At 65.4% G+C, this 21,509-nt stretch carries 17 protein-coding genes; 7 read left to right on the top strand and 10 right to left on the bottom strand.

Annotated elements, in window-relative coordinates; translation table 11 throughout:
* From H162_RS0119260 to H162_RS0119220, 9 genes are all read right to left on the bottom strand, one after another.
* Window positions 1–634: thiolase family protein (locus tag H162_RS0119260; protein WP_020655128.1), on the bottom strand; the 634-nt coding region annotated here is incomplete at its 3' end.
* Window positions 635–642: 8 nt separating this feature from the next.
* Complete coding sequence (locus H162_RS0119255; RefSeq protein ID WP_020655127.1) at window positions 643–2,490, bottom strand: feruloyl-CoA synthase; 1,848 nt, start codon at window positions 2,488–2,490, stop codon at window positions 643–645.
* Between the two features lie 80 nt (window positions 2,491–2,570).
* Window positions 2,571–3,359 carry a crotonase/enoyl-CoA hydratase family protein gene (locus H162_RS0119250; RefSeq protein ID WP_026354846.1) on the bottom strand — a complete coding sequence of 263 codons (789 nt, stop codon included), beginning with the start codon at window positions 3,357–3,359 and terminating at the stop codon, window positions 2,571–2,573.
* 29 nt (window positions 3,360–3,388) lie between these two features.
* Complete coding sequence (locus tag H162_RS31310) at window positions 3,389–5,827, bottom strand: efflux RND transporter permease subunit (protein WP_020655125.1); 2,439 nt, start codon at window positions 5,825–5,827, stop codon at window positions 3,389–3,391.
* A complete protein-coding gene (locus H162_RS0119240; protein WP_020655124.1) occupies window positions 5,817–6,899 on the bottom strand; it encodes a WD40/YVTN/BNR-like repeat-containing protein in 1,083 nt (360 codons plus the stop codon). Before H162_RS0119240 ends, H162_RS31310 begins: the two co-directional genes overlap by 11 nt.
* 35 nt (window positions 6,900–6,934) lie before the next feature.
* Window positions 6,935–8,296: a DUF1329 domain-containing protein gene (locus H162_RS0119235; RefSeq protein ID WP_020655123.1), complete on the bottom strand. Its 1,362-nt coding sequence runs from the start codon at window positions 8,294–8,296 to the stop codon at window positions 6,935–6,937.
* 12 nt (window positions 8,297–8,308) lie between these two features.
* Window positions 8,309–9,967, bottom strand: a complete 1,659-nt coding sequence (locus H162_RS31305) for a DUF1302 domain-containing protein (RefSeq protein WP_020655122.1) — start codon at window positions 9,965–9,967, stop codon at window positions 8,309–8,311.
* 447 nt (window positions 9,968–10,414) lie between these two features.
* Entirely contained in the window at window positions 10,415–11,314 is a 900-nt protein-coding gene (locus tag H162_RS0119225) for an alpha/beta hydrolase (protein ID WP_371846850.1), read from the bottom strand.
* A gap of 396 nt (window positions 11,315–11,710) precedes the next feature.
* Complete coding sequence (locus tag H162_RS0119220; RefSeq protein WP_020655120.1) at window positions 11,711–12,601, bottom strand: LysR substrate-binding domain-containing protein; 891 nt, start codon at window positions 12,599–12,601, stop codon at window positions 11,711–11,713.
* A 132-nt stretch (window positions 12,602–12,733) separates the two neighbouring features.
* Between H162_RS0119220 and H162_RS0119215 the strand changes: the two genes are divergently transcribed.
* From H162_RS0119215 to H162_RS0119205, 3 genes are all read left to right on the top strand, one after another.
* On the top strand, window positions 12,734–13,711 hold the full coding sequence (locus H162_RS0119215; protein ID WP_020655119.1) for an aldo/keto reductase: 978 nt from the start codon (window positions 12,734–12,736) through the stop codon (window positions 13,709–13,711).
* A 387-nt stretch (window positions 13,712–14,098) separates the two neighbouring features.
* On the top strand, window positions 14,099–14,593 hold the full coding sequence (locus H162_RS0119210; protein WP_020655118.1) for a (R)-mandelonitrile lyase: 495 nt from the start codon (window positions 14,099–14,101) through the stop codon (window positions 14,591–14,593).
* An 81-nt stretch (window positions 14,594–14,674) separates the two neighbouring features.
* Entirely contained in the window at window positions 14,675–15,112 is a 438-nt protein-coding gene (locus H162_RS0119205) for a carboxymuconolactone decarboxylase family protein (protein ID WP_020655117.1), read from the top strand.
* A 67-nt stretch (window positions 15,113–15,179) separates the two neighbouring features.
* Here the strand turns inward: H162_RS0119205 and H162_RS0119200 are convergent, their stop codons facing one another.
* Complete coding sequence (locus tag H162_RS0119200; protein WP_020655116.1) at window positions 15,180–16,205, bottom strand: alpha/beta hydrolase; 1,026 nt, start codon at window positions 16,203–16,205, stop codon at window positions 15,180–15,182.
* Between the two features lie 336 nt (window positions 16,206–16,541).
* On the opposite strand from H162_RS0119200, the gene H162_RS0119195 reads away from it, so the two are divergent.
* Genes H162_RS0119195 through paoC form a run of 4 tightly spaced genes read left to right on the top strand, consistent with a single transcriptional unit; the run spans window position 16,542 to window position 21,491 of the window.
* Window positions 16,542–17,708: an aldo/keto reductase gene (locus H162_RS0119195; protein ID WP_051109961.1), complete on the top strand. Its 1,167-nt coding sequence runs from the start codon at window positions 16,542–16,544 to the stop codon at window positions 17,706–17,708.
* 14 nt (window positions 17,709–17,722) lie between these two features.
* Window positions 17,723–18,355 carry an aldehyde dehydrogenase iron-sulfur subunit PaoA gene (paoA, locus tag H162_RS0119190; RefSeq protein WP_026354841.1) on the top strand — a complete coding sequence of 211 codons (633 nt, stop codon included), beginning with the start codon at window positions 17,723–17,725 and terminating at the stop codon, window positions 18,353–18,355.
* The gene (locus H162_RS0119185) at window positions 18,352–19,311 is read left to right on the top strand and encodes an FAD binding domain-containing protein (RefSeq protein WP_020655113.1); all 960 of its coding nucleotides are present in this window, start codon (window positions 18,352–18,354) and stop codon (window positions 19,309–19,311) included. The genes paoA and H162_RS0119185 overlap by 4 nt, the downstream gene beginning before the upstream one ends.
* A complete protein-coding gene (paoC, locus tag H162_RS0119180) occupies window positions 19,308–21,491 on the top strand; it encodes an aldehyde oxidoreductase molybdenum-binding subunit PaoC (protein WP_020655112.1) in 2,184 nt (727 codons plus the stop codon). Before H162_RS0119185 ends, paoC begins: the two co-directional genes overlap by 4 nt.
* Window positions 21,492–21,509 lie beyond the last annotated feature (18 nt).

The raw sequence follows: 21,509 nt of genomic DNA, 5'->3' as shown, positions 1-21,509 counted from the left end.
GCACCGGGACGATCTCGCCGGCGAGGAAGCCGTCCGCCTGCGCCTTCAGCGCGCGCTCGAAGGACAGCGCCGCGTACTGGTCGACCTCGGCGCGGGTGATGCCGTATTTCTTCGCCAGGTTCTCGGCGGTCTGCGGCATGGTGACGTGGGCGGCCGGGTCGTACAGCGCTTCCCACAGGTAGTCCTTGAACTCGACCGGGGCGCCCAGCCTGAAGCCGCTGCGGTGGTTGAAGGCGGCGATCGGGTTGCGCGTCATCGACTCGGTGCCCACCACCAGCGCGGTGTCGGTATAGCCGCGGGCGATCTGGTCGCCGGCCTGGCGCAACAGCTCGAAGCCGGTGCCGCAGATGCGCTGCACGTTCAGCGAGGGGACGTCCTGCGGCACGCCCGCATACATGCCGATATGGCGCGAGATCAGGTACTGGAAGTAGTCGCCCGGCGCCATGTTGCCGGTGATGACGGAACCGATCTCGCCGGGCGCCGCCCCGGTGCGCGCCAGGATCTCGCGCGCCACCTTGATGCCCATGTCGGTCGGCGAGATGTCGGCGAAGACGCCGCAGTAGTCGGCCATCGGCGTGCGTACGCCGTCCAGCAGCCAGACGTCGTCGAAGCCTGCATAAAAACCCTTTGCCATATGCTGTCTCAGTCCGTGGAAGCGTGGAAGATGGCGGGATCCTGTCCCGCATGGAGCAGCTCGACGAGGGCTGCGCGGTGGGTCAGCACCGCGCGCTGGTTGATCGAGCCCTTGTCGGTGATTTCGCCGCGGTCGATCGACAGCGGTGCGGCCAGCAGGAGCGCGCGCACCACGCGGGTCGCGCTGCCCGTGCCCTGCCGGTAGAGCCGGTCAACGAGTTGCTGGAAGTAGTCGCGGACTGCGCTCGAGGCCAGCACCTCGCTGTCCGTTGCCTCGGGGGGAAGGCTGGAGAGCGCACGGCACTGCGCCAGGTTCGGAATCATCAAGAGGCCGACGTCGGCGCGGTCGTGGCCGGTCACCACCGAATCCTGTACATAGGGTGCGCCTTCGTGCATCACCCTGCCGCGCAGCGGTCCGACGCTGACCCAGGTGCCGGTGTAGAGTTTGAAGTCCTCGGCCACCCGGCCGTCGAACACGAAGCCGAGACGCGGCTGCTCCGGGTCGAGCCACTTGACGGCGTCGCCCGAACAGAAGAAGCCCTCCTCGTCGAACATGGCGGCGGTTTCCCCGGGCGACTTCCAGTAGCCGGGCGTGACGCTGGGGCCGCGGTAGCGAACCTCGATCTTGTCCCCGCACGGCGCCAGCTTGACCTCGACGCCCGGCATGGGCACGCCCAGTTCGCCGGCATGCACTTCCTCGCGCATCACGAACAGCGCGCAGGGCGCCGTCTCGGTCATGCCCAGGCCGGTGGTCATCCGGATCCGTTCGCCGCAGCTGGCTTCGGCGCTGGCATGCAGCTTGTCCCACACCGGCTGCGCCAGCGCGGCGCCGGCATAGAACTGCAGCTTGAGGCGGCTGTAGAACTTGTCACGCAGGGCTGCGTCGGTCTGCAGCGCCGTCGCCACGTCGTCCCAGCCCTTCGGCACGTTGAAGTAGACGGTCGGCGCGATCTCGCGCAAGTTGGCGATCGTGGTCGCGATCCCCTGCGGGGTCGGCTTGCCGTCGTCGATGTACAGGGTGCCGCCGTTGAACAGCACCATGTTGACGTCCTTGTTGCCCCCAAAAGTGTGGTTCCAGGGCAGCCAGTCGAGCAGCACCGGCGGTTCCTCCAGCAGGAAGGGCCAGGCCTGCACCAGCATCTGCATATTGCTGCACAACATGCGCTGGGTGTTCACGACCGCCTTCGGCAGCTTGGTCGAGCCGGAGGTGAACAGGAACTTGGCGATCGTGTCCGGGCCGGTGGCCTGCATCGCCTCGTCGACAGCAAGCGTGGGTTCGGTGCGCTCCAGGGCCGAGAACAGGGTCGCCTCGCGCTCCGCCGGCATGCCTTCGGTGACGACGAATTCCACCTCCGGGCCGCACACCGCCGCCATCGCACGGCCGAAGGCCGCGCCGTCGGCCGCGAACACCAGGCCGGGCTTGAGCAGGTCCACGATATGGCGCAGCTTGTCGTAGTCCTTCGACACCAGCGAATACGCGGGAGAGATCGGGGCGTAGGGTACGCCGACGTACTGGCAGGCCAGGCCCAACATGGCGTGTTCGAGGTCGTTACCCGACAGGATCACGACCGGGCGCTCGGCGGACAGGCCGCGCTCGAGCAGCGCCTGGCCGATCGCACGTGCGCTCTGCAGCGCCTGGGCATAGGTGATGTGGCGCCATGCGCCGTCGGGGCCGCGCCTGGCGATGAAGCTGCGATCCGGCGCTTCCATCGCCCACTGGCGCAGGCGGTCGACGCTGCGCACGGCGTAGCCGCCGAGCGGCGCGACGGCCGTCACGTAGGTGGCGCCATTGGCCTCGCGGACCTGCACCGCGTCGTCTCCGAATGCCACCGGGCGGTAGCGGACGTTTGCTTCCATGCTCTTATCTCCGTTCATTCTGTCATCCCGCAGCCGAATGCTGTTGCCGCACTTCTTCACCGGCCGCGGTCGTTCACCTGTCAGGTGGCCATACCTACCTTGTTGGCTTTCGCATCAAGGAAGGCGGCGAGCCGTCCGCGGGTGTCGGGGTCGCTGGCGGCCACCGCCGCCATCAGCGCCTCGGTCATCATGCCGTCCTGGATCGACTGGTCGGCGATCCGCGGCAGCACGTGCATGACGCCGTAGTTCGTCATCGGGGCATTCGCCGCGATGCGCGCCGCCAGGCCCAGGGCCTTGTCCAGGCCCTCGCCCTCGCCCACCAGGTACTGGCTGACGCCGGCGGCGTGGCCTTCCTGTGCCGACAGCACGCGGCCGGTCAGCATCAGGTCGGTCATCGCCGCCACGCCGATCAGGCGCGAGATGCGCACCGAGCCGCCGCCGCCGACGAACAGGCCGCGCGAGCCTTCCGGCAGCGCATAGAACGCCGACGGTTCGGCGACCCGGATATGGCAGGCGCTGGCCAGCTCGAGGCCGCCGCCGACCACCGCGCCGTGCAGGACCACCACCACCGGCACGCGGCCGTAGGCGATCCGTTCAAAGGCGGCATGCCACATGCGGGAGTGCATGACAACGCCGGTCGTGTCGTTGTCAGGTACCTCCGACAGGTCGAGTCCGGCGCAGAACGCGCTGCCCTCGCCGGTCAGCACGGCGGCGCCGGCTTCGGCCGGCAGGTTCTGGAAGGTCTCGTGCAGCGCGGCGACCAGGCTGTCGCTGAGGGCATTGCGCTTGGCGGGACGGCAGATCGTGATGCACGCAACGGCGCCGATCATTTCCAGCTTCAACAGCGGTGGGTTCTGGGTTTCAGTCATGGTTTCGCTCTCTGTTGCGGTAAAGGGTATTAGACGCTCTGGGTCACTGCGGGCGTGGGCGTTACACGGTTGTTCTGGGGTTCGATGAGCTGAGCGCGCGACGGCTTCAGCAAGAACACCGCAAGGCTGGGCAGCAGGATCAATGCCCCCAGCATGTTCGCGAGAAAACAGAACGCCAGCAGGATTCCCATATCGGCCTGGAATTTAATCGGCGACAATACCCAGGTAGCGACGCCAAGGGCCAGCGTCACACCGGTCATCAGCACCACCTGCCCGGTAAAGTGCAGGGCCTCCGCGTAGGCCCTGGCGAGGCTTGCCCCCCGCCGCATATGGTCCAGCACGATACTCAGCACATACAGGGCGTAGTCGACCCCGATGCCCACGCCGAGCGCGATGACAGGCAGCGTCGCGACCTTGACGCCGATCCCCAGCTTGACCATCAGGGCTTCGGCAAGTACCGACGTCAACACCAGCGGCAGCACCGCGCACAGCACCGCCCGCCACGAACGGAAAGTGACGAAGCAGAGCAGGCACACCGCGCCGTAGACCCAGTACAGCATTTCCCGGCTTGCCTTCCTGACCACTTCGTTGGTCGCCGCCTCGATGCCGGCATTCCCCGCGGCCATCAGGAACTTGCTGTCGGCCGTATCGTGTTTCCTGGCATAGGCGGCCACCGTCGCAGAGACGCGATCCAGCGTTTCCGCCTTATGATCCGACAGGAATATCCGCAACATGCTCAGGCTGCACGGCTGATTCACCAGGCTACGCGGCGCGTTCTTCACGAAGCCGTTCAGCAACTGCTGGTTGGGTACGAGAGCGAACCACTTTGGATTACCTTCGGTGAACTGCCCGGTCATCCCCTTGTTGAACGAAGCAAAGGAATCGGTCGCTACGACACCCGGCAGCTGACGCAGCTCCCATTCCAGGGCATCGATCTTCTGTTGCAGGTCGTAGCTCATGCACTGTTCAGCCGGCGAGGTGACCATGACAATGAAGACGTCGCTGCTGTTTGCGTAATGGGCAGCGACATAGGCGCTGTCCTGGTTGTAGCGCGAGTCCGGGCGCAGTTCGGGCGCGCCAGGGTCGAGGTCGCCGGTTTTCAGTCCCAGGCTGACCCAGAAGCCCGCGGCGCCTGCCAGCAGGGCGACCGCGATGGCGGCGCCTGCTGCCCTTGGCGTCGTGAACCGGTGGAAAAATGCCCATAAGGGGTGGTGCTCGATCGCCGACTGTTCCTGGTGCTCGCCACGCAGGGTGCGCGCCGCCGCGGCCGGGTTGACGCCGCTGAAGCTGAGCATGACCGGCAGCAGGATCAGGTTGGTAAACACCAGGAACGCGACGCCTATACTGGCGGTCAGGGCCAGCTGCTGGATCACCGAAATCTTGATCAGCATGAGGACCGCGAATCCGACCGCGTCGCACACCAGCGCGGCGAACCCGGCCAGGAACAGCCGCCTGAAGGTATAGCGGGCGGCCACCTCTTTCGGGAATCCGCGGCCGATGTCCTGCATCACGCCGTTCATTTTCTGCGCACCGTGGCTGATGCCGATCGCGAAGACCAGGAACGGTACCAGGATGCTGTAGGGATCGAGTTCGAACTGGAGCAGGGGCAGCGTTCCGAGCAGCCAGAGCACGGCAACGGTCGAGCAGAACATGACGATTCCGGTGCTGCGCACGCATCGGGTGTACCAGTACACGACCACGGTGGCGATGCCCATGGCAAGAAGGAAGAACAGCGCCACCTGGCCCAGGCCATCGATCAGGTCGCCCGCGACCTGGGCGAAGCCGACCACACGAATCGTGATGTCCTCGCTTTGGTACTTCGTACGGATGTTTTCGATCTTTTCCGAGAATTCGGCGTAATCGAGCGGTTTTCCGGTTTCCGTGTCGAAGTCGAGCAGCGGAACGACCAGCATGCTGGATCTGAAGTCCGGCGCGACGATGCGTCCGACCTCGCCGGAGCGCTCGATATTGAGGCGCAAGCGGGCCAGGCTCTCCGGCGAACCGTCGTAGGTTTCGTCGATGACCTGTCCGGCGTCGATCCCGACTTCGGTGATGCCTATCCACCGCATGGTCGGCGTCCATAGCGATAACATGAAGGGCCGGTCGACCCCGCCGACCAGATACACTTCATCGTTGATCTTCTGGAGCGTCTGCAGGTAGCCGCGATCGAGAATGCTCCCCTTCCTGTGTTCGACGACGATACGCAACACGTTGCCCTGCCCCGCCAGGTCCGCCTGGTGTTCCTTGAACTGCTGGATGAAGGCGTGATCCTGCGGGGTCATGCGGTCGAAACTGGCGTTCAGCCGGATCGCCGGAATTTGCCAGGCCAGGCCGGCCGTCACCAGCACGCAGAACAGGATCACCAGCGCGCGGTGGTTGAACAGCAGCCGTTCCAGCCAGTTGCCGGAACGCGGATCGAAAGTGCGCGCGTCCATCGCCTCCCGGCCCATCTTGATATCACCGGCCATGGCCGCCTCCCTTGCCCCGCGCTGCGCGCGCGAGCTTGTCCTTGTTGATCTTTGCCATGCCGCCCAGGCTGGCCAGCAGCAGGTCGCCATCGGCGCTTTCCGCCATCGCCGTCAGCGGCGCGCCCCACTCGAAATCGAGGCGCGCGAAGTGCTGGCCGCCGTCGTCGCTGATGAATACGCGGCCCGCCTGGTCGCACAGCGCCACGCGGCCGTCGCGCAGGCGCAGCGCGCAGTTGAAGGTGGCCGTGCTGCCGCCGACGTCGGCCGCCCGCCAGCTCGCGCCCTTGTCGTTGCTGAGGTAGGCGTTGCCCTTCAGGCCGTAGACCAGCATCGACCCCGGCGCCGGCGCGATCGCGCCGAACAGGCTGCCCTTGTACGGGAAAGCCACGGCCGACAAGGGCGCGCCGGCCGCCGCCGATTTCAGCAGCAGGCCCTGCTCGCCCACGGCCACCAGGCCCTCCCCCGCCGCCACCAGCCCGTAGAGATGGAAGCCGCCGTCGTTGGAAAACCGGCCGGCGATATTGCGCCAGGTGGCGCCGCCATCCTGCGATTCGATCGCCAGGTTGTAGGCGCCGACGGCGACGAGGTGCCGCTCGTTCGCGACCAGCAATTCCAGCAGCGGACGGTCGGGCGCTTCGCCGGAGCCGTCCATTGCCAGGCCATCCATCTGCTTGACCCAGGTCTCGCCGCCGTCGTCGGTGCGCAGCACCACGCCGATATGGCCGACGGCCCACCCCGTCTTCTCGTTGACGAAGCGCACCACGGTCAGCGTCACGTCGACCGGCACCGCGCGGGCATTGCGCCAGACAGCGCCGTTGTCGTCGGACAGGGCGACCACGCCGTGCTCGCCGACCGCGACCAGCCGGCGGCCGGCGCGCGCCACCGACAGCAGGCTGGCCCGCTCCGGCATCGCCGCCGGCCGGGCGGCCCGCGCCAGCACGACGGCGGGACCGGAGAGGCTGGCCGGCCTGTCCGGCACGGCGGCGGTGGCCGCGATGGCCGCCCCCGGCAGGGCCGGAAGCAGCGCGGCGCACGCCGCCGCCAGGCAGGCCCGGGCCAGGGAGAACCGCATAGGGATCCGATCCATGTTCATGGCGACGGCCCGGTTCAGCGCACGCCGGAGCGCTCGAGCGCCTGCGTCGTGAAGGAGTCCGCCGGCAACTGCTTGAAGGTGACTCCGCCCGGCGCGGCGTTGATCGCGTTCTGCACCGTGTACGCCTTGGACTGCACGTTGTAGATCAGGTTGGTGACAACCATGGCCACCGGCTCGTCCGGGAACACGAAGGTCAGCAGGTTGATGTTCTTCCAGAACTGGCCCTTGGCATCCCATTGGTCGCTGATCACGACATTCCAGGTGTCCTCGTCCAGGTAGAAGCGGCGCTTGGGCACGGTGTGGCGGGCGCCCGATTTCAGGGTCGCGTCGACCACCCAGACGCGGTGCAGCTCCCAGCGCACATGGTCGGGGTTCACGTATTGCGGCCCAACCACTTTCTCGAGATCGGTCACGCGGGCGAAGTTGTTATTGTTGTAGGGAATATAGATCTCCTTCTTGCCCACCAGTTTCCAGTCGTAGCGATCGGTGGCGCCGTTGAACCCGTAGGCGTCGTCGTAGTTGGTCACGCCGGACGTATAGGGGAAAGGCACGTCGTACTGCACGCTCGGGATCTTGCGCAGGCGGCGCTGCCCGGTGAGGAAGGTCCAGCCGTTGGTGTCCTGGCTGATCGGGTCCGTCGGGCCCAGGATCAGGGTCTTCTCTCCCGCCGAATAGGCAGGCGCCGTCAGTTCCACCAGGCCTGTACCGCGCAGCTTGCCTCCCCATGCGTCCTTGCGTCCACCCGTGTAGTAATAGGGGTTGGACTCCTTCAGGATGTTGCTGACCGACAGGGAGCGCTTGCCGGACGAGGAGACGAACCAGGTATCGGCCGTCATCTGCCGGTCCGAGCCGCGCCAGGTCCACAAGGTGTTGAAGATCGCCTCCAGGCCGGTCTTCGGGATCGGGAACGGCACGCCGCCCTTGTAATGCGGCGCGGTGGTCATCGTCTCGCCGTCGAGCCTGGTGTTGGTGGCATTGAAGTAGGTATTGTCGTAGACGTACTGCGGCGCGGTCGCGGTGCGATGGGTCGGATAGACGTCGAGGCGGAAGCCGGGATAGTTCTTCAACAGGTACTTGGTGCCCTCGGCCAGCTTGTCGGCGTACTTGTCGATGTTGTCTGCCTTGATCGCCAGCAGCGGCTTCTCATCGGCGAAGATGGCCGGCGGCAGGCGCGCTTCGCTGGCCTTGGCCTCGACCGTCTTGCCGCTCCACGCGGGGATCGTGCCTTCCTTGTTGCCGGCCCTCTCCGCGCCCATCGGCGTCAGCGTCGATTTCAGTTGTTCGGCTTCCTGCGGCGTGACGGCCGCCAGGGCGGAAGTTGCGGCGACGGAAAAGCTTGCGGCCAGTCCGGCAAGGATGCGGTGGGTGTGGTTCATGATGCGTTTCCTTTAGAACGAGTAGCTGACATTGGCAGCGACATAGTCGCGGTCGAGGTAAGGACTGGCGCCGTCCCTGGCCGTGTAGCGCGTGTAGTTCACGCCGCCACGCCATTTGCCCTGGTAGGTGAACTTGAGGCCGGCCGAGACCGAGCCGCCGTGCGCCGCGCCGCCGGCAAAAGCCGGGTCCACCACCGAGGGGCCGGAGAAATTCCAGCTGACGTTGATGGGCAACGTCAGGTCCATGCCCGGCAGCGGCTGGTACCACTTCGGTTCGAAGGTCATGCCGGTGCCGAAGGCCTTGCGCACGCGCGTGGTGTCGAGGAAGGCGTCGTTGCGGGTGACCTTCATCAGGCGGTGGCCGCCGATCTCGCCGACGAATTCCGCCGCGTCCCACAGTCCGCTCGGGCCGAAGGTCTTGATCCAGGACACCTGCGCATGCAGCGTGTCGCCCACCGCATGCAGGAAGTTGCCGCTGCCGTTGACGGCGATGGCGCCCGGGGCGACGTTCAGGTTCACGCTCATCAGCGGCAGGTTGCGGCGCACCGAGATCTCGCCGGACACATTGGCGTCGCCCACCAGGGTGGCGAAGCTGGCGCCGGCCAGTTCGATCTTTTGCGGATACAGGAAGAAGTAGCTGCCGATGGTGGCGCCGCCCGCGATGAAGCCGCTCACGCCGCCGGGGGCGGCCGTGATCTGGGTATAGACCTGCGGCGTCTTGTCGGCGTAGCGCAGGTAGTAGAAGCCGAAATCGCGGCCGGCTTCGGCGTCGCGGTATTTCGCCGCGATGCCCCACTGCCCCCTGCTGTCGGGCGCCTTGATGTCGGCGCCCCGCTCGATGTAGATATTCCCGAAGGGAAGCCCCTGCGCCGCGATGATGCGCTCGCCGCCCTGGAAGACCATGTCGCCGGTGGAGAAGTAGCTGCCCGGTCCCGGCACGCGCGTTTCGCGGTACTCGAACTGGTGGTAGGCGGCGATGTCCCATTGCGGCGTCAGCGAGAATGCCAGCGACAGCTGGTTCACCGGCATGAAGATTTCCTTGGTCGTCGCGCCCGGCAGGCTCAGGGCCTTCATCGCATCGACCGGCCCCATGCCTGCGGCGATCCCGTTCGTCGCCAGCAGCAGGCTTTCGCCCCACAGCAGCGTGTGACGCCCGAGGCGGAACGACAGGTTGTGTTCGCCGATGTCGAACCCGCTGTGCACGAAGGCGTTCAGCAGCTCGACGCGGCGGCCGTTCACGTCACGGACATGGCGGGTGAACTGGTCGTTCGGCACCGACCAGGAATTGAGCTGGTCCAGCGGTATCGGGCGGTGCGCACGGTTGTAGACACGGTCATACCAGGCCGCCGCGCTGATGCTGACGCCGGTGTTGGCCTTGTCCTTCAGGACGACATCGAATTCGGACAGGATGTCGGCGCGGTTGGTGACCAGGTCGCCGCGGGCGAACGAGTAGTCGCCGTCGTTCGTATTCGGGTTGGCCAGGATCGCAGGATCGGGGCCGCTGACGCGCTTGCCGACGCTGTACTTCAGCGTGTTATCCCAGCGTACCGTGTAGCTGTCGTTATTGACCAGTTCCCCGGCAAGGCCGTTCTGGCTGGCCGCCAGCGCCAGCAGCGCGGCCGACAAGGCGGTCCGGCGGCCAAGCGGTTTGAAGCCGCAACGTTTTTTCATCTATCGTCTCCATTCTTTCTGGGGTACCGCACACGCGATGCCGTGGCGGTTTCTTCTCTTCAGCCGCTCCAATCTCTTGCTGAATTGGTGATGTCATCGAGATTACCGTTGGATGTCGTCGGCATCTGTCATCCCGAGAGATGACAACCGGCGGCGCCGGCGCCGCGAGCCGTTTACAACACTGCTTCATGGAGGACCGACTGGCCGCGGGGAAGGTACAGGAGGTGTGATCGACGGGCGGGCCGTCGCTGAAGATCGACGCGCGCAGGAGGGCCGGCGTGCCGTCGTCGGCCGGTGGCATGTGGCGGCGTCCATTGCCGGGACGCCGTCCGGGCCGGGCCGCGGCCAGTCGCCGCCCATGCCCTGCCGGTGATGGTGGATCAATGCATCGGCTACCGCATCGAAGACGGCAGATCCGTCAGCGTGCTGTGCGCCGTCGTCCGGCGTTCACGCGCCCAGGGCCCGTTCGAGAGCATTCAGGTAGCCGGCGCGCGCCGCCTGGCTGATCGGCGCGTCCGGCACGAACAGCTCGAAGCCATGAAAGCCGCCCGGCCAGACGTGCAGCTCGGTCGTCACGCCGGCCTCGATCAGGCGCGCCCCGTAGGCGACGATTTCATCGCGCACCAGGTCCAGCCCGCCGACCATCAGGTACGTCGGCGGCAATCCCCGCAGATCGGACGCGCGTGCGGCCGCCGCGTAAGGCAAGCCATCGCCGTGATCGCGCTCGCCGAGATACGCCCGCCACGCCTGCAGCGATTTGGCGCGGCTCCAGGTGCGATCGTCGTTCACTTCATGGCTCGAGGCCGTGACATGGCGGTCGTCGATACAGGGACACAGCAGAAACTGAAATGCCAGCGGAAACTCATTCCGGTCGCGCGCCATGAGCGCCAGTCCGGCCGCCAGGCCGCCACCGGCGCTGGCGCCGCCCACCGCGATGCGCCTGGTGTCGACGCCGAGCGCCGGCGCCTGCGTAAGCAGCCAGGCGAGCGCCGCGTAGCAATCCTGCGTCCCGGCCGGGAATGGATGCTCCGGCGCCAGGCGGTAATCGACCGACACGACGACGGCGCCGAGGGTCTCGACGATCTGCTCGCAAAACAGGTCGTCCTGCGCGGGCAGGCCGAGCGTGAAGCCGCCGCCATGGATCCAAAGCAGCGCCGGCAGCGCGCCACTGGCGTGGCGCGGACGGTAGACACGGATCGGCACCTCGGGCGCGCCGGCTGGACCGGTGATGCGCCGGTCTTCCGTGAGGACTGCCTCGCTGGGCTGCTGTCCGGTCCGCGCGACGGCGAACATCTCGAGCATGGCGCGGCGGGCGCCGGCGATATCGATAAGGGGGTCGGGCAACACCGGGAGCGCGCAATACGTCTCCCTCAAGGCACGGTCCATTCTCTGCACAAATTCCATAACAGTCTCCTCGTATTCGCTATTTTCAGCGGCCTCCCGCATGCCGCAGCATAGACCGCCGGCGGCTGGCGCAGCGTCCACCGCAAAGACGACACACCGCGGCGGCGTGTCAAGGGCACGGCGTCATCTACGCCATCGAACCGGATGGCGCAAGCCATCCGGTAGCGCTTCGGCTCGGATGTCCAGTACCGGGAGCGGCGTCTTCGAACGCGAGCAACGAGGCGTAAACTGATCGTTCGCCGCCTGCTCCTCCTCTTTGAGGTGCATGGCGCGGTCAGCAGGGAATTGTCATGGTTTCCGGGCTCTGCGGTGCTCGTCACTTCGCCCCGCGGACGACTGTCAGCTGCGGTAACGTAGCGTATCCACCACGAGTGCAAACGCCGGCGACGGCTGTCGCCTGCTCGGATAATACAGGTGATAGCCAGGGAACTCCTCGCACCAGTCTTCCAGCACGCGCACCAGCCTGCCATCTTCGATATGCCGCCTGACGACATCCTCCAGCACGAATGCCAGCCCCATCCCGGCCAGTGCGGCGTCGACCACTTGCGGGAATCCGTTGAAGGTCATTTGTCCCTCGACACGCACGTTCAGCTCACGCGTCCCTTTCTTGAAATCCCAGGGCAGCAAGCCTCCATGGGTGGGGAGGCGCACGTTGATGCAGTCGTGGGCGGTCAGGTCCTGCGGTTTGTCGGGGGCCGGCCGCCCGGCGAAATAGCCTGGCGCGCCAACGACCGCCATCCGCACATCCGGTCCAATGCGTACCGCAATCATGTCCTTTTGCAGGTGCTCGCCAAGCCGCACTCCCGCATCGAAACGTTGTTCGACAATGTCGACCATCCGGTAGTCGGTATTGATTTCGATCTTGATGTCCGGGTAGCTGGGCAGTAGTGCCGCCAGCCGCGGCAGCAGTATCGAACTGGCTGCATGTTCGGAAGCGGTGAGTCGTATGTTGCCTGCCGGCTTGTCTCGCAGGTCGCTCAGTGCGGCGAGATCCTCCTCGATACCATCGAGCCGTGGGCCGATTGCCGCCAGCAGGCGTTCGCCCGCATCGGTTGGCGCAACCCGCCGGGTTGTGCGCGTCAGCAAACGCAGTCCCAGGCGCTCTTCCAGAGCACGGATCGTCTGGCTCAGCGCAGATTGCGAAACGCCGAGCTGTGCCGCCGCCCGCGTAAAACTGCCTTCGCGGGCTACCGTGACGAATGCTGTCAGGTCGTTGAGGTTTTCTCTCATTATTCATTAGAGCTGCTAATAAGGGCTTTCCAATTATAGCGGCTAATCAAGCAATGGCATTGCCGGTACAGTACTCGCTATCGATGACGAAAGGCTTGACCTTGAGAATTTCATTCAGTGCGAGGAGAAACGATGCAACAGCGTGAACTTGGAAAGAGCGGACTGCAGGTGTCCGGCATTGGCTTCGGCTGCATGGGCCTGAGCTACGGTTATGGTCCTGCAGCCGAACGGCAAAGCGCCATTCGCCTCATCCAGATGGCCGTCGAGCAAGGCGTTAACTTTTTCGATACCGCGGAAGCCTACGGGCCCAACGAGGAACTGGTGGGAGAGGCGCTGGCGCCGTTCCGTGACCGGGTCGTCATCGCAACGAAATTCGGCTTTCGCCATGGCGACGCACATGCCGGTCTGGACAGCAGGCCTGAACGTATCCGGAAAGTAGCGGAGCAGTCGCTCGAGCGACTCAAGACTGACCGTATCGACCTGTTCTACCAACATCGTCCCGACCCGAACGTGCCGATCGAAGAGGTCGCCGGCGCGGTCCAGGACCTGATCCGGCAGGGCAAGGTCAAGCATTTCGGCCTGTCGGAAGCTGGCCCGGAAACGATTCGTCGCGCGCATGCCGTGCAGCCGGTCACTGCGCTGCAAAGCGAATACTCGATGTGGTGGCGCGAGCCGGAAGCCGAGATCCTGCCGCTGCTGGAAGAACTCGGGATCGGTTTCGTCCCGTTCAGCCCGCTCGGCAAAGGTTTCCTGACCGGCGCCATCAGCGAGTCCACGCAGTTCGACGCAAGCGACTTCCGCAATACGGTGCCGCGTTTTACCCCGGAAGCACGCGCGGCCAACACGGCTCTGGTCGATCTGCTTGCGGACATCGCCAGGCGCAAGCAGGCAACCCCGGCCCAGGTTGCGCTCGCATGGCTGCTGGCCCAAAGGCCCTGGATCGTTCCCATCCCAGGGACCACCAAACCGCACCGGCTTGAAGAGAATATCGGGGCGGCCGCGGTTCGGCTCGCGCCTGAGGAACTCAGCGAGGTCAACGCCGCGATTGCGCGCGTCCCGGTGCAGGGAGACCGCTATTCGGCGGATCGCCAGAAACTGGTGGGCCGGTGACGGAAGTTTCAAGGAGTGGCACGAGCAGGTGGGGGACGGTCCCGAATGGTGAAGGCATTGGCCAGCTTCCCCTGATTGATTAGTCTACCTTATAAGACCATGCTGAATTTACCAACTAATCAAGTTCAATCGTGCCCGGTAGAGTTACCGAGCACGTGGGCCCGCTATCGTGCGGCCACCGCCGAATTCGACAGGATCTGGGAAACCGGCGCGTCAAGGATGCAGCCTGAAAGAATGCATCAACTATTGAGCTTGATCGAGGCGTACGAGAGCACGTCGATCGGGTCGTCAGCGAAAGGACTTACCCATGCAGCATGTCGAATTGAACAATGGGCGCACGATGCCCGTCCCTGGATTCGATCTTGTCCAGATTCCGGATTCCAAGGCATGCGAGATCTGACCGCCATGACCAAAACCACATTGATGGCCAGCGCCATCTGCTTCGCCATCGGAGCAGCCATTGCCGCCGAACCGCCTGCAGCCAAGCTCAGGGTGACCCGGGTTGGCTCCCAGCCATCCGCCGCCGGGCCGCAGCAGAACTTTACAGGATCCGTTCGCGTCGACTCACCGTTCAAGGCGGAAGCACCCGGCCGCGTGGGTGGCGGCATCGTCACCTTCGAACCCGGCGCGCGAACAGCCTGGCATGCGCATCCATTGGGGCAAACGCTGATCGTCACTGCCGGCCTTGGACGGGTTCAGCAATGGGGCGCCCCGGCCGAGGAAATACGTCCTGGCGATATCGTCTGGATTCCACCTGGCGTCAAGCACTGGCATGGCGCAAGCCGGACTATCGGAATGAGCCATGTGGCGATCGCGGAATCACTGGACGGACAATCGACGCATTGGATGGAGAAGGTCAGCGACGAGCAGTACCAGTACTGAGCTGCGACCTCCATCGCTTCCCGGACGGCGACTATCCATGGCGACGCCGGGAACTCACACTTGCCCCTACAGGAAGGCTACATGAAAGTATTCTCGCAAAAAAACCATATCGGCGCCCTTGTCATGGCATGTGCGCTGTCCACCGCTTCCGCCAGTGCCCAGGTACAGCCACCGCGTCCGCAGGCTGCCAAGCCAGCCGGCACCGCTGCGCCGACGCCGGCGCAGCGCATGTACGGCGACATTGCGCCGAAACTTGCGGACCTGACCGACAAGGTACTCTACGCCGACGTGTGGGAGCGGCCCGGACTGTCCAAGCGCGACCGCAGCCTGGCCACCGTCAGCGCGCTGATTGCCATGAATCGTCCGGACCAGTTGCGCTCGCACTTGCGGATCGCGCGCGAGAACGGCGTGACGGAGGCTGAACTGGTCGAGACCATCACGCACCTGGCGTTCTACTCCGGCTGGCCGAATGCGGTAAGCGCCATCGCAGTGGCCAAAGAGGTATTTGCGAAGCCTTGAGCGCTGTTCACTCGCGGCTATGGGCAGCGGAGTACCTGGGCAAGTGAGGTGAACCACGCCTCGTGCATCACAGGGTCCTTGTGTAGAACGCTGCCAGCTTGTCGATCGCGGCATCCACATACCTGGGGACCCAGTAGGTCTCGATATGTGTCGCGCCCTCGATCTTGAACAGTTCCTTGTCCTTCGTACCGCTCGCCTTGGCGAACGCGTCCTCGCTCATGTACAGGCTGTCGGCCCTGCTGCCCGCGATCATCAGCAAAGGCTGGTTGATGAGTTCGATCTGGCCAGTGGCGTCGAAGCGCATCAAGTCCAGCAGACTGCTCGTGGTGTACCTGAAGGTCGAGTTCGGGTGTGCGTGCGTTTTCCAGTAGTACGCGTAGCCCTGCCGGTACAGCTCGAACGGCAGCCTGGCGATCTGCTCATCCGTCAGCTTGGCGTCACCCGAATAGAGCACTCCCCCACCGGCCACCTCCTGCGCGCGGGCTGCCGAAGCCTGCTGCAGGCGGTCCCGGATGCTACCGAGTTGCGAGTCCACATAGCCGTTGCGACGCACCCGTCCGGAGTTGAACATGCTGACCGTGGCGACCGCCTTGAATCGCTTGTCGGTGTCGGCTGCGGCCAGCGAATAGCCGCCGCCGCCGCACAGGCCGAGCAAGCCCAGGCGCTTTCCGTCGACGCCGGAGAAGCGGGTGATGAAGTCCGCCATGCCGTGGATATCCTCGATGCGGTACGCGGGCTTGTCGACATTGCGTGGCTGTCCTGCGCTCGCGCCCTGGTAGGCCGCGTCTGCCGCAATCGTGACGTAGCCCAGTTCCGCCAGGCGCTGCGCGTACAGGCCGGCCACCTGCTCCTTCACGCCCCCGTTCGGGTGGGCCACCACGACAGCGGGATAGCTCTTCGCCGGATCGTAGTTGGCCGGCGTGTAGACGTTGGCGGCGATCTCCAGGCCGTGCAATGTGTACCTCACCGGATGGATGTTGACCTTCCCCGGCTCATTCTTCGTGATCGCGCCATCGTAGGCCAGGGTAAAAGGGTTCTTCTTGTAGTCGGCGGCTTGCGCCCCGCCGGCCGGGATACCGACCACTGCTGCCATGAGGGCAGTCTTCAACACCAGGTGTTTCACAGGAATACTCCGCAAAGTCAAAAAGTGAAGTCGAGTCTAGCCGCGCTGGCCGTCGCTGATAAGCCGGGGAAATCCGCATGAACTCATTAGCTCAGCTAATGATTCCTGGTGTCCGGGTCTGGTGAGGAAGCGGGCTCCGGGTTCGTCCGGTCGCTGCGGGGCATCCGATTCATAAGCTGTGCTAATGACCTCTTGCAGCTTTTTCTATCTATTCAAGTTCAATCGTGCTCAGTAGAGTTCGGAAAATGAGATGGCACCGGCGGTAGCGCGGTGCCAACGTGAGGCCATGTTGAGAAGAGGTTGGAAATGTCGAAGTCGACTACGAAGAATGGATCGGAAGCAGGTCGCCGGAGCTTTCTGGTGGCAGCAGGAAGCCTGGCTGCAACGCCGTTGGCAGGAAATGCACTGGCCCAGGGAGGCGCCACAGGCAGGGCCGCGAAAAGTACTTCGGCTGCCACCATCCCGGGCCGCCGCAAACTGGGCACCCTGGAAGTATCCAGTGTGGGCCTGGGTGTCCAGAACATGAGCCGTACCTACCAGACGACGGTCCCCAGCCGGCCGGAGATGCTCAATATCATCCGGAGCGCCTACGACCGCGGAGTGAGCTTCTTCGACGCCGCCGAGGCCTATGGTCCCCATGAAGTGGAACGCATTCTGGGCGAAGGTGTGGCGCCATTTCGGAACAAGGTAGTGATCGCTTCCAAGTTCGGATGGAACATCGATCTCGAGACTGGAAAGCGCCTGCCTGGACTGAACAGTCGCCCGGCCCATATCAAGCAGGCCGTCGAAGGCATGCTGAAGCGCTTGCGGACCGATCGCATCGACCTCCTGTACCAGCACCGTGTCGATCCGCAGGTGCCGATCGAAGATGTCGCGGGCGCCGTACAGGACTTGATGAAGCAAGGGAAAGTCCTGCATTGGGGTCTGTCGGAGATGGGATTGAAGACCTTGCGCCGCGCTCACGCTGCGCTGCCGGTCAGCGCGGTGCAGAACGAGTATTCCATGCTCTGGCGCGGGCCGGAAGAGAGCGTCATCCCCACCTGCCAGGAGCTCGGCATCGGTTTTGTTCCGTGGAGTCCGCTGGGCGTCCAGTTCCTCACCGGCGCGATCGATGCGAACACGCGCTTTGCCGACGGGGATATTCGCAAGGTCGAGTCCAGGTTCGCTCCCGACAACCTGCCCCACAACCTCGCCCTGGTCGAGCTGCTGAAGCGCTGGGCCGCACGGAAGCAGGCAACACCTGCCCAGATCGCACTTGCATGGCTCATGGCGCAACAACCCTGGATCGTTCCGATCCCCGGCACCACACAGATGGCGCACATGATCGAGAACATCGGCGCCAGCGCCTTGCGCTTCACAGCCGCCGAGCTTTCCGAGCTGAATCAGGCTGTGTCGGCGATCCAGGTCCGCGGAGCCCGGCTGCCAGATGCAGTGCTCGTCTTTTCAGGCGTCGAGGCGCCCGCCAAATCCTGATGCCGGAGTACACGATGGACAGTAACGACAGCGTCAACATATCGCGGCGCGGCTTCATGGCGGTCGGCGCTGGAGGCGTAGCCGCACTGGCGGCACCACTGCCCGGCGCAGCGCAGGCGGCATCCGAGGCGGCGCCAGCTTCCACAGTGCGCTTCGAGGTCAACGGCAAGCGCCATCAGCTCCGGCTCGACACCCGCACCACCCTGCTCGACGCCCTGCGTGAACACCTGCGCCTCACAGGCAGCAAGAAGGGCTGCGACCAGGGGCAGTGCGGCGCCTGCACGGTGCTGGTCAACGGCCGCCGCATCAATTCGTGCCTGAGCCTGGCCGTCATGCACGAAGGCGACCGCATCACGACGATCGAAGGGCTCGGAACGCCGTCGAAGCTGCATCCGATGCAGGCCGCCTTCGTCAAGCACGACGGCTACCAGTGCGGCTACTGCACGCCCGGACAGATCTGCTCGGCCGTTGCAGTGCTCTCCGAGATCAGGGACGGGGTCCCGAGCCACGCCAGTGCCGACCTGACGGCGCAGCCCCTGCTGTCGAAGGCCGAGCTGCGCGAGCGCATGAGCGGGAACATCTGCCGTTGCGGCGCCTACCCCAACATCATCGATGCGATGACCGAAGTCGCGGGAGGCACGGCGTGAAGTCTTTTACCTATGAACGCGTCCGCTCGCCCGCCGAGGCGGCGCAGGCGATGCGGCGCACGCCGGGCGCCCGCTTCATCGCCGGCGGCACCAACCTGCTCGACCTGATGAAGCTGCAGATCGAGACGCCCGCGCATCTCATCGACGTCAACGGCATCGGCCTGGACAGGATCGCGCCGACTGCCGATGGCGGCCTGCGTGTCGGCGCCCTGGTGCGCAACACCGACCTGGCAAGCGACGCGCGCGTGCGGCGCGACTACGCGGTGTTGTCGCGCGCGCTGCTGGCCGGCGCCTCGGGGCAGCTGCGCAACAAGGCGACGACGGCGGGCAATCTGCTGCAGCGCACCCGCTGCCCCTACTTCTACGATACGGCCCAGCAGTGCAACAAGCGCCAGCCGGGCAGCGGCTGCGGCGCCCTGCACGGCTTCAACCGGCCCCACGCCATCGTCGGCGCCAGCGAGACCTGCATTGCGACCCATCCGAGCGACATGGCGGTCGCCATGCGCGTGCTCGACGCGACGGTGGAAACGGTGCGGCCGAATGGGACGACGCGCACCATCCCGATTGCGGACTTCTATCGGCTGCCGGGCAGCACGCCGCAGCTGGACACCAACCTGGAACAGGGCGAACTGATTACGGCGGTGACGCTGCCTCGTCCCGTCGGTGGCGTGCAGGCCTACCACAAGGTGCGCGACCGCGCGTCCTACGCGTTTGCGCTGGTGTCGGTGGCGACGATCATCCAGCCCAACGGCGGTGGCCGCGTGGCAGTGGGGGGCGTCGCCCACATGCCGTGGCGCGTCGAGGCGGCCGAGGCCGATATGCCGCGCGGCGCCGCGGCCATCGTCGCGCGCCTGCTTGCCGGTGCACGACCCACGGGGCAGAACGCCTTCAAACTGCAGCTGGTCGAGCGCACCCTCGCCACGCTGCTGACCGACGCCAGGACGATCACCTCATGAAATTCCTTACTCCCGCAGTCCGCAATCCGATCGACCAGCTGAAGGTGGTTGGCAAGCCCGCCTCGCGTATCGAAGGACGCCTCAAGACCACCGGCACCGCGACCTACGCTTACGAGCACCATGCGCCGGTGCCCGATGCCGCCTACGGCTATATCGTCGGCGCCGGCATCGCCAAAGGGCGCATTGCATCGATCGACCTCCAGCAGGCCAGAACTGCGCCGGGCGTGCTCGCAATCGTCACGGCCGACAACGCCGGCAAGCTCGGCCTCGGCGCATTCCATGCGGCGCGAGCGCTTGCCGGTCCGGAGGTCCAGCACTACCATCAAGCGGTGGCGATCGTGGTGGCCGAGACCTTCGAGCAGGCGCGCGCGGCCGCGCAGCTGGTGCGCGTCCAATACGTACGGGCCAAGGGCCGTTTCGACCTTGGGGAAGAAAGGGGCAATGCCCCGGCGCCGCAGCCAACGATGGACACTGCCGCAGGCGATTTCGACGCGGCCTTTGCCTCCGCGCCGGTCACGCTGGATGAAAAATACACGACGCCGGACCATTCGCACGCAATGATGGAGCCGCACGCATGCATCGCCGCCTGGAAAGGCGACCGGCTCACGCTATGGAATGCGATCCAGCTGGTGAGCTGGGGCACACGCGACCTCGCCCTGACCCTTGGCATCCCAAAGGAAAACATCCGCATTATCGCGCCTTACGTTGGTGGCGGTTTTGGCGGGAAAGCCTCGATTCAGTCCGATGCCATATTGGCCGCCATCGCTGCCCGTTCAATAGGGCGCCCGGTCAAGGTTGCCCTCCACCGCCACCTCATGTTCAACAACACCACGCATCGCCCGGCAACCATCCAGCGTATCCGTATCGGAGCGACGCGGGACGGCCGGATCACGGCGATCGGCCACGAGAGCTGGTCCGGCAACCTGGGCACGCGGCCTGAAAGTGCGACGATTCCGACGCGCCTGCTGTATGCGGGCGCGAACCGGATGACGAGGCTGCGCGTGGCCCATCTCGACCTGCCGGAGGGGAACGCGATGCGCGCTCCCGGCGAAACGCCGGGCTTGATGGCGCTCGAAGTCGCGATGGACGAGATGGCGGAAAAACTGGGGCTCGACCCGGTGCAGTTCCGCATCCTGAACGACACCCAGGTCGACCCCGAGTCGCCCCGGAGGCCGTTCTCGACACGCCAGCTGGTGCAATGCCTGCAAACGGGCGCCGCGCGCTTCGGCTGGGATCGGCGTAACAGCAAGCCCGGCACCCGGCGCGAAGGCCACTGGCTGGTAGGGATCGGCATGGCGGCAGGGATACGGGGCGGGAGGGCCGTGACATCGGCTGCCCGCGTCCGCCTCGACCGCACCGCGCACCTGACGGTCGAGACGGACATGACCGACATCGGCACCGGCAGCTATACGATCATCGCCCAGACCGCGGCCGAGATGATGGGCATCGGCCTGGACCAGGTGACGGTGCTGCTTGGGGATTCCGCCTCTCCCGAAAGTTCAGGCTCCGGCGGCCAGTACGGCGCCGCCTCGTCCACGGCTGGCGTGTATGCCGCTTGCGCGAAACTGCGCGAGATGGTCGCGAGCCGGCTCCGCATGACTGGCGCCGACCTCGAGTTCGTTGGCGGCCGCGTGCGCGCCGGCGGCAACAGCAGGCCCCTGCTCGATGCGGTGGCCGCGGGCGAACTGGTTGCGGAAGATGCGATGGAGATCGGCGAGCTCGGGAAGCGGTTTGCACAGCAGACCTTTGCCGCGCATTTCGTGGAGCTTGGGGTCCATGCAGGCACGGGCGAAGTCCGTGTGCGGCGCATGCTGGCCGTGTGCGCCGCCGGACGGATCATCAATCCGACCGCGGCGCGCAGCCAGATCATCGGCGGCATGACGATGGGCGTGGGGGCCGCGCTGATGGAAGACCTGGTGGTCGACAAGCGGGTCGGTTTCTTCGTCAACCACGACCTGGCCAGCTATGAGGTGCCGGTACATGCGGACATCCCGGAACAGGAGGTGATCTTCCTGGACGAGGTCGATCCGACCGTCGGGCCGCTGAAGGCCAAGGGTGTGGGAGAGCTCGGCATCAGCGGGGCGCCGGCCGCGGTCGCGAACGCGATCTACAACGCCACCGGCATCCGTGTCAGGGAGTATCCGATCACGCTCGACAAGCTGCTGCCGGATCTGGCTTGACCGTGGCCGGGGACTCCT

This window comes from Massilia niastensis DSM 21313 (genome assembly GCF_000382345.1).
GTDB classification, from domain to species: Bacteria; Pseudomonadota; Gammaproteobacteria; order Burkholderiales; family Burkholderiaceae_D; genus Telluria; species Telluria niastensis.
Note: the sequence above shows the minus strand (reverse complement) of the source record. Positions and strands in the feature narration are given on the sequence as shown.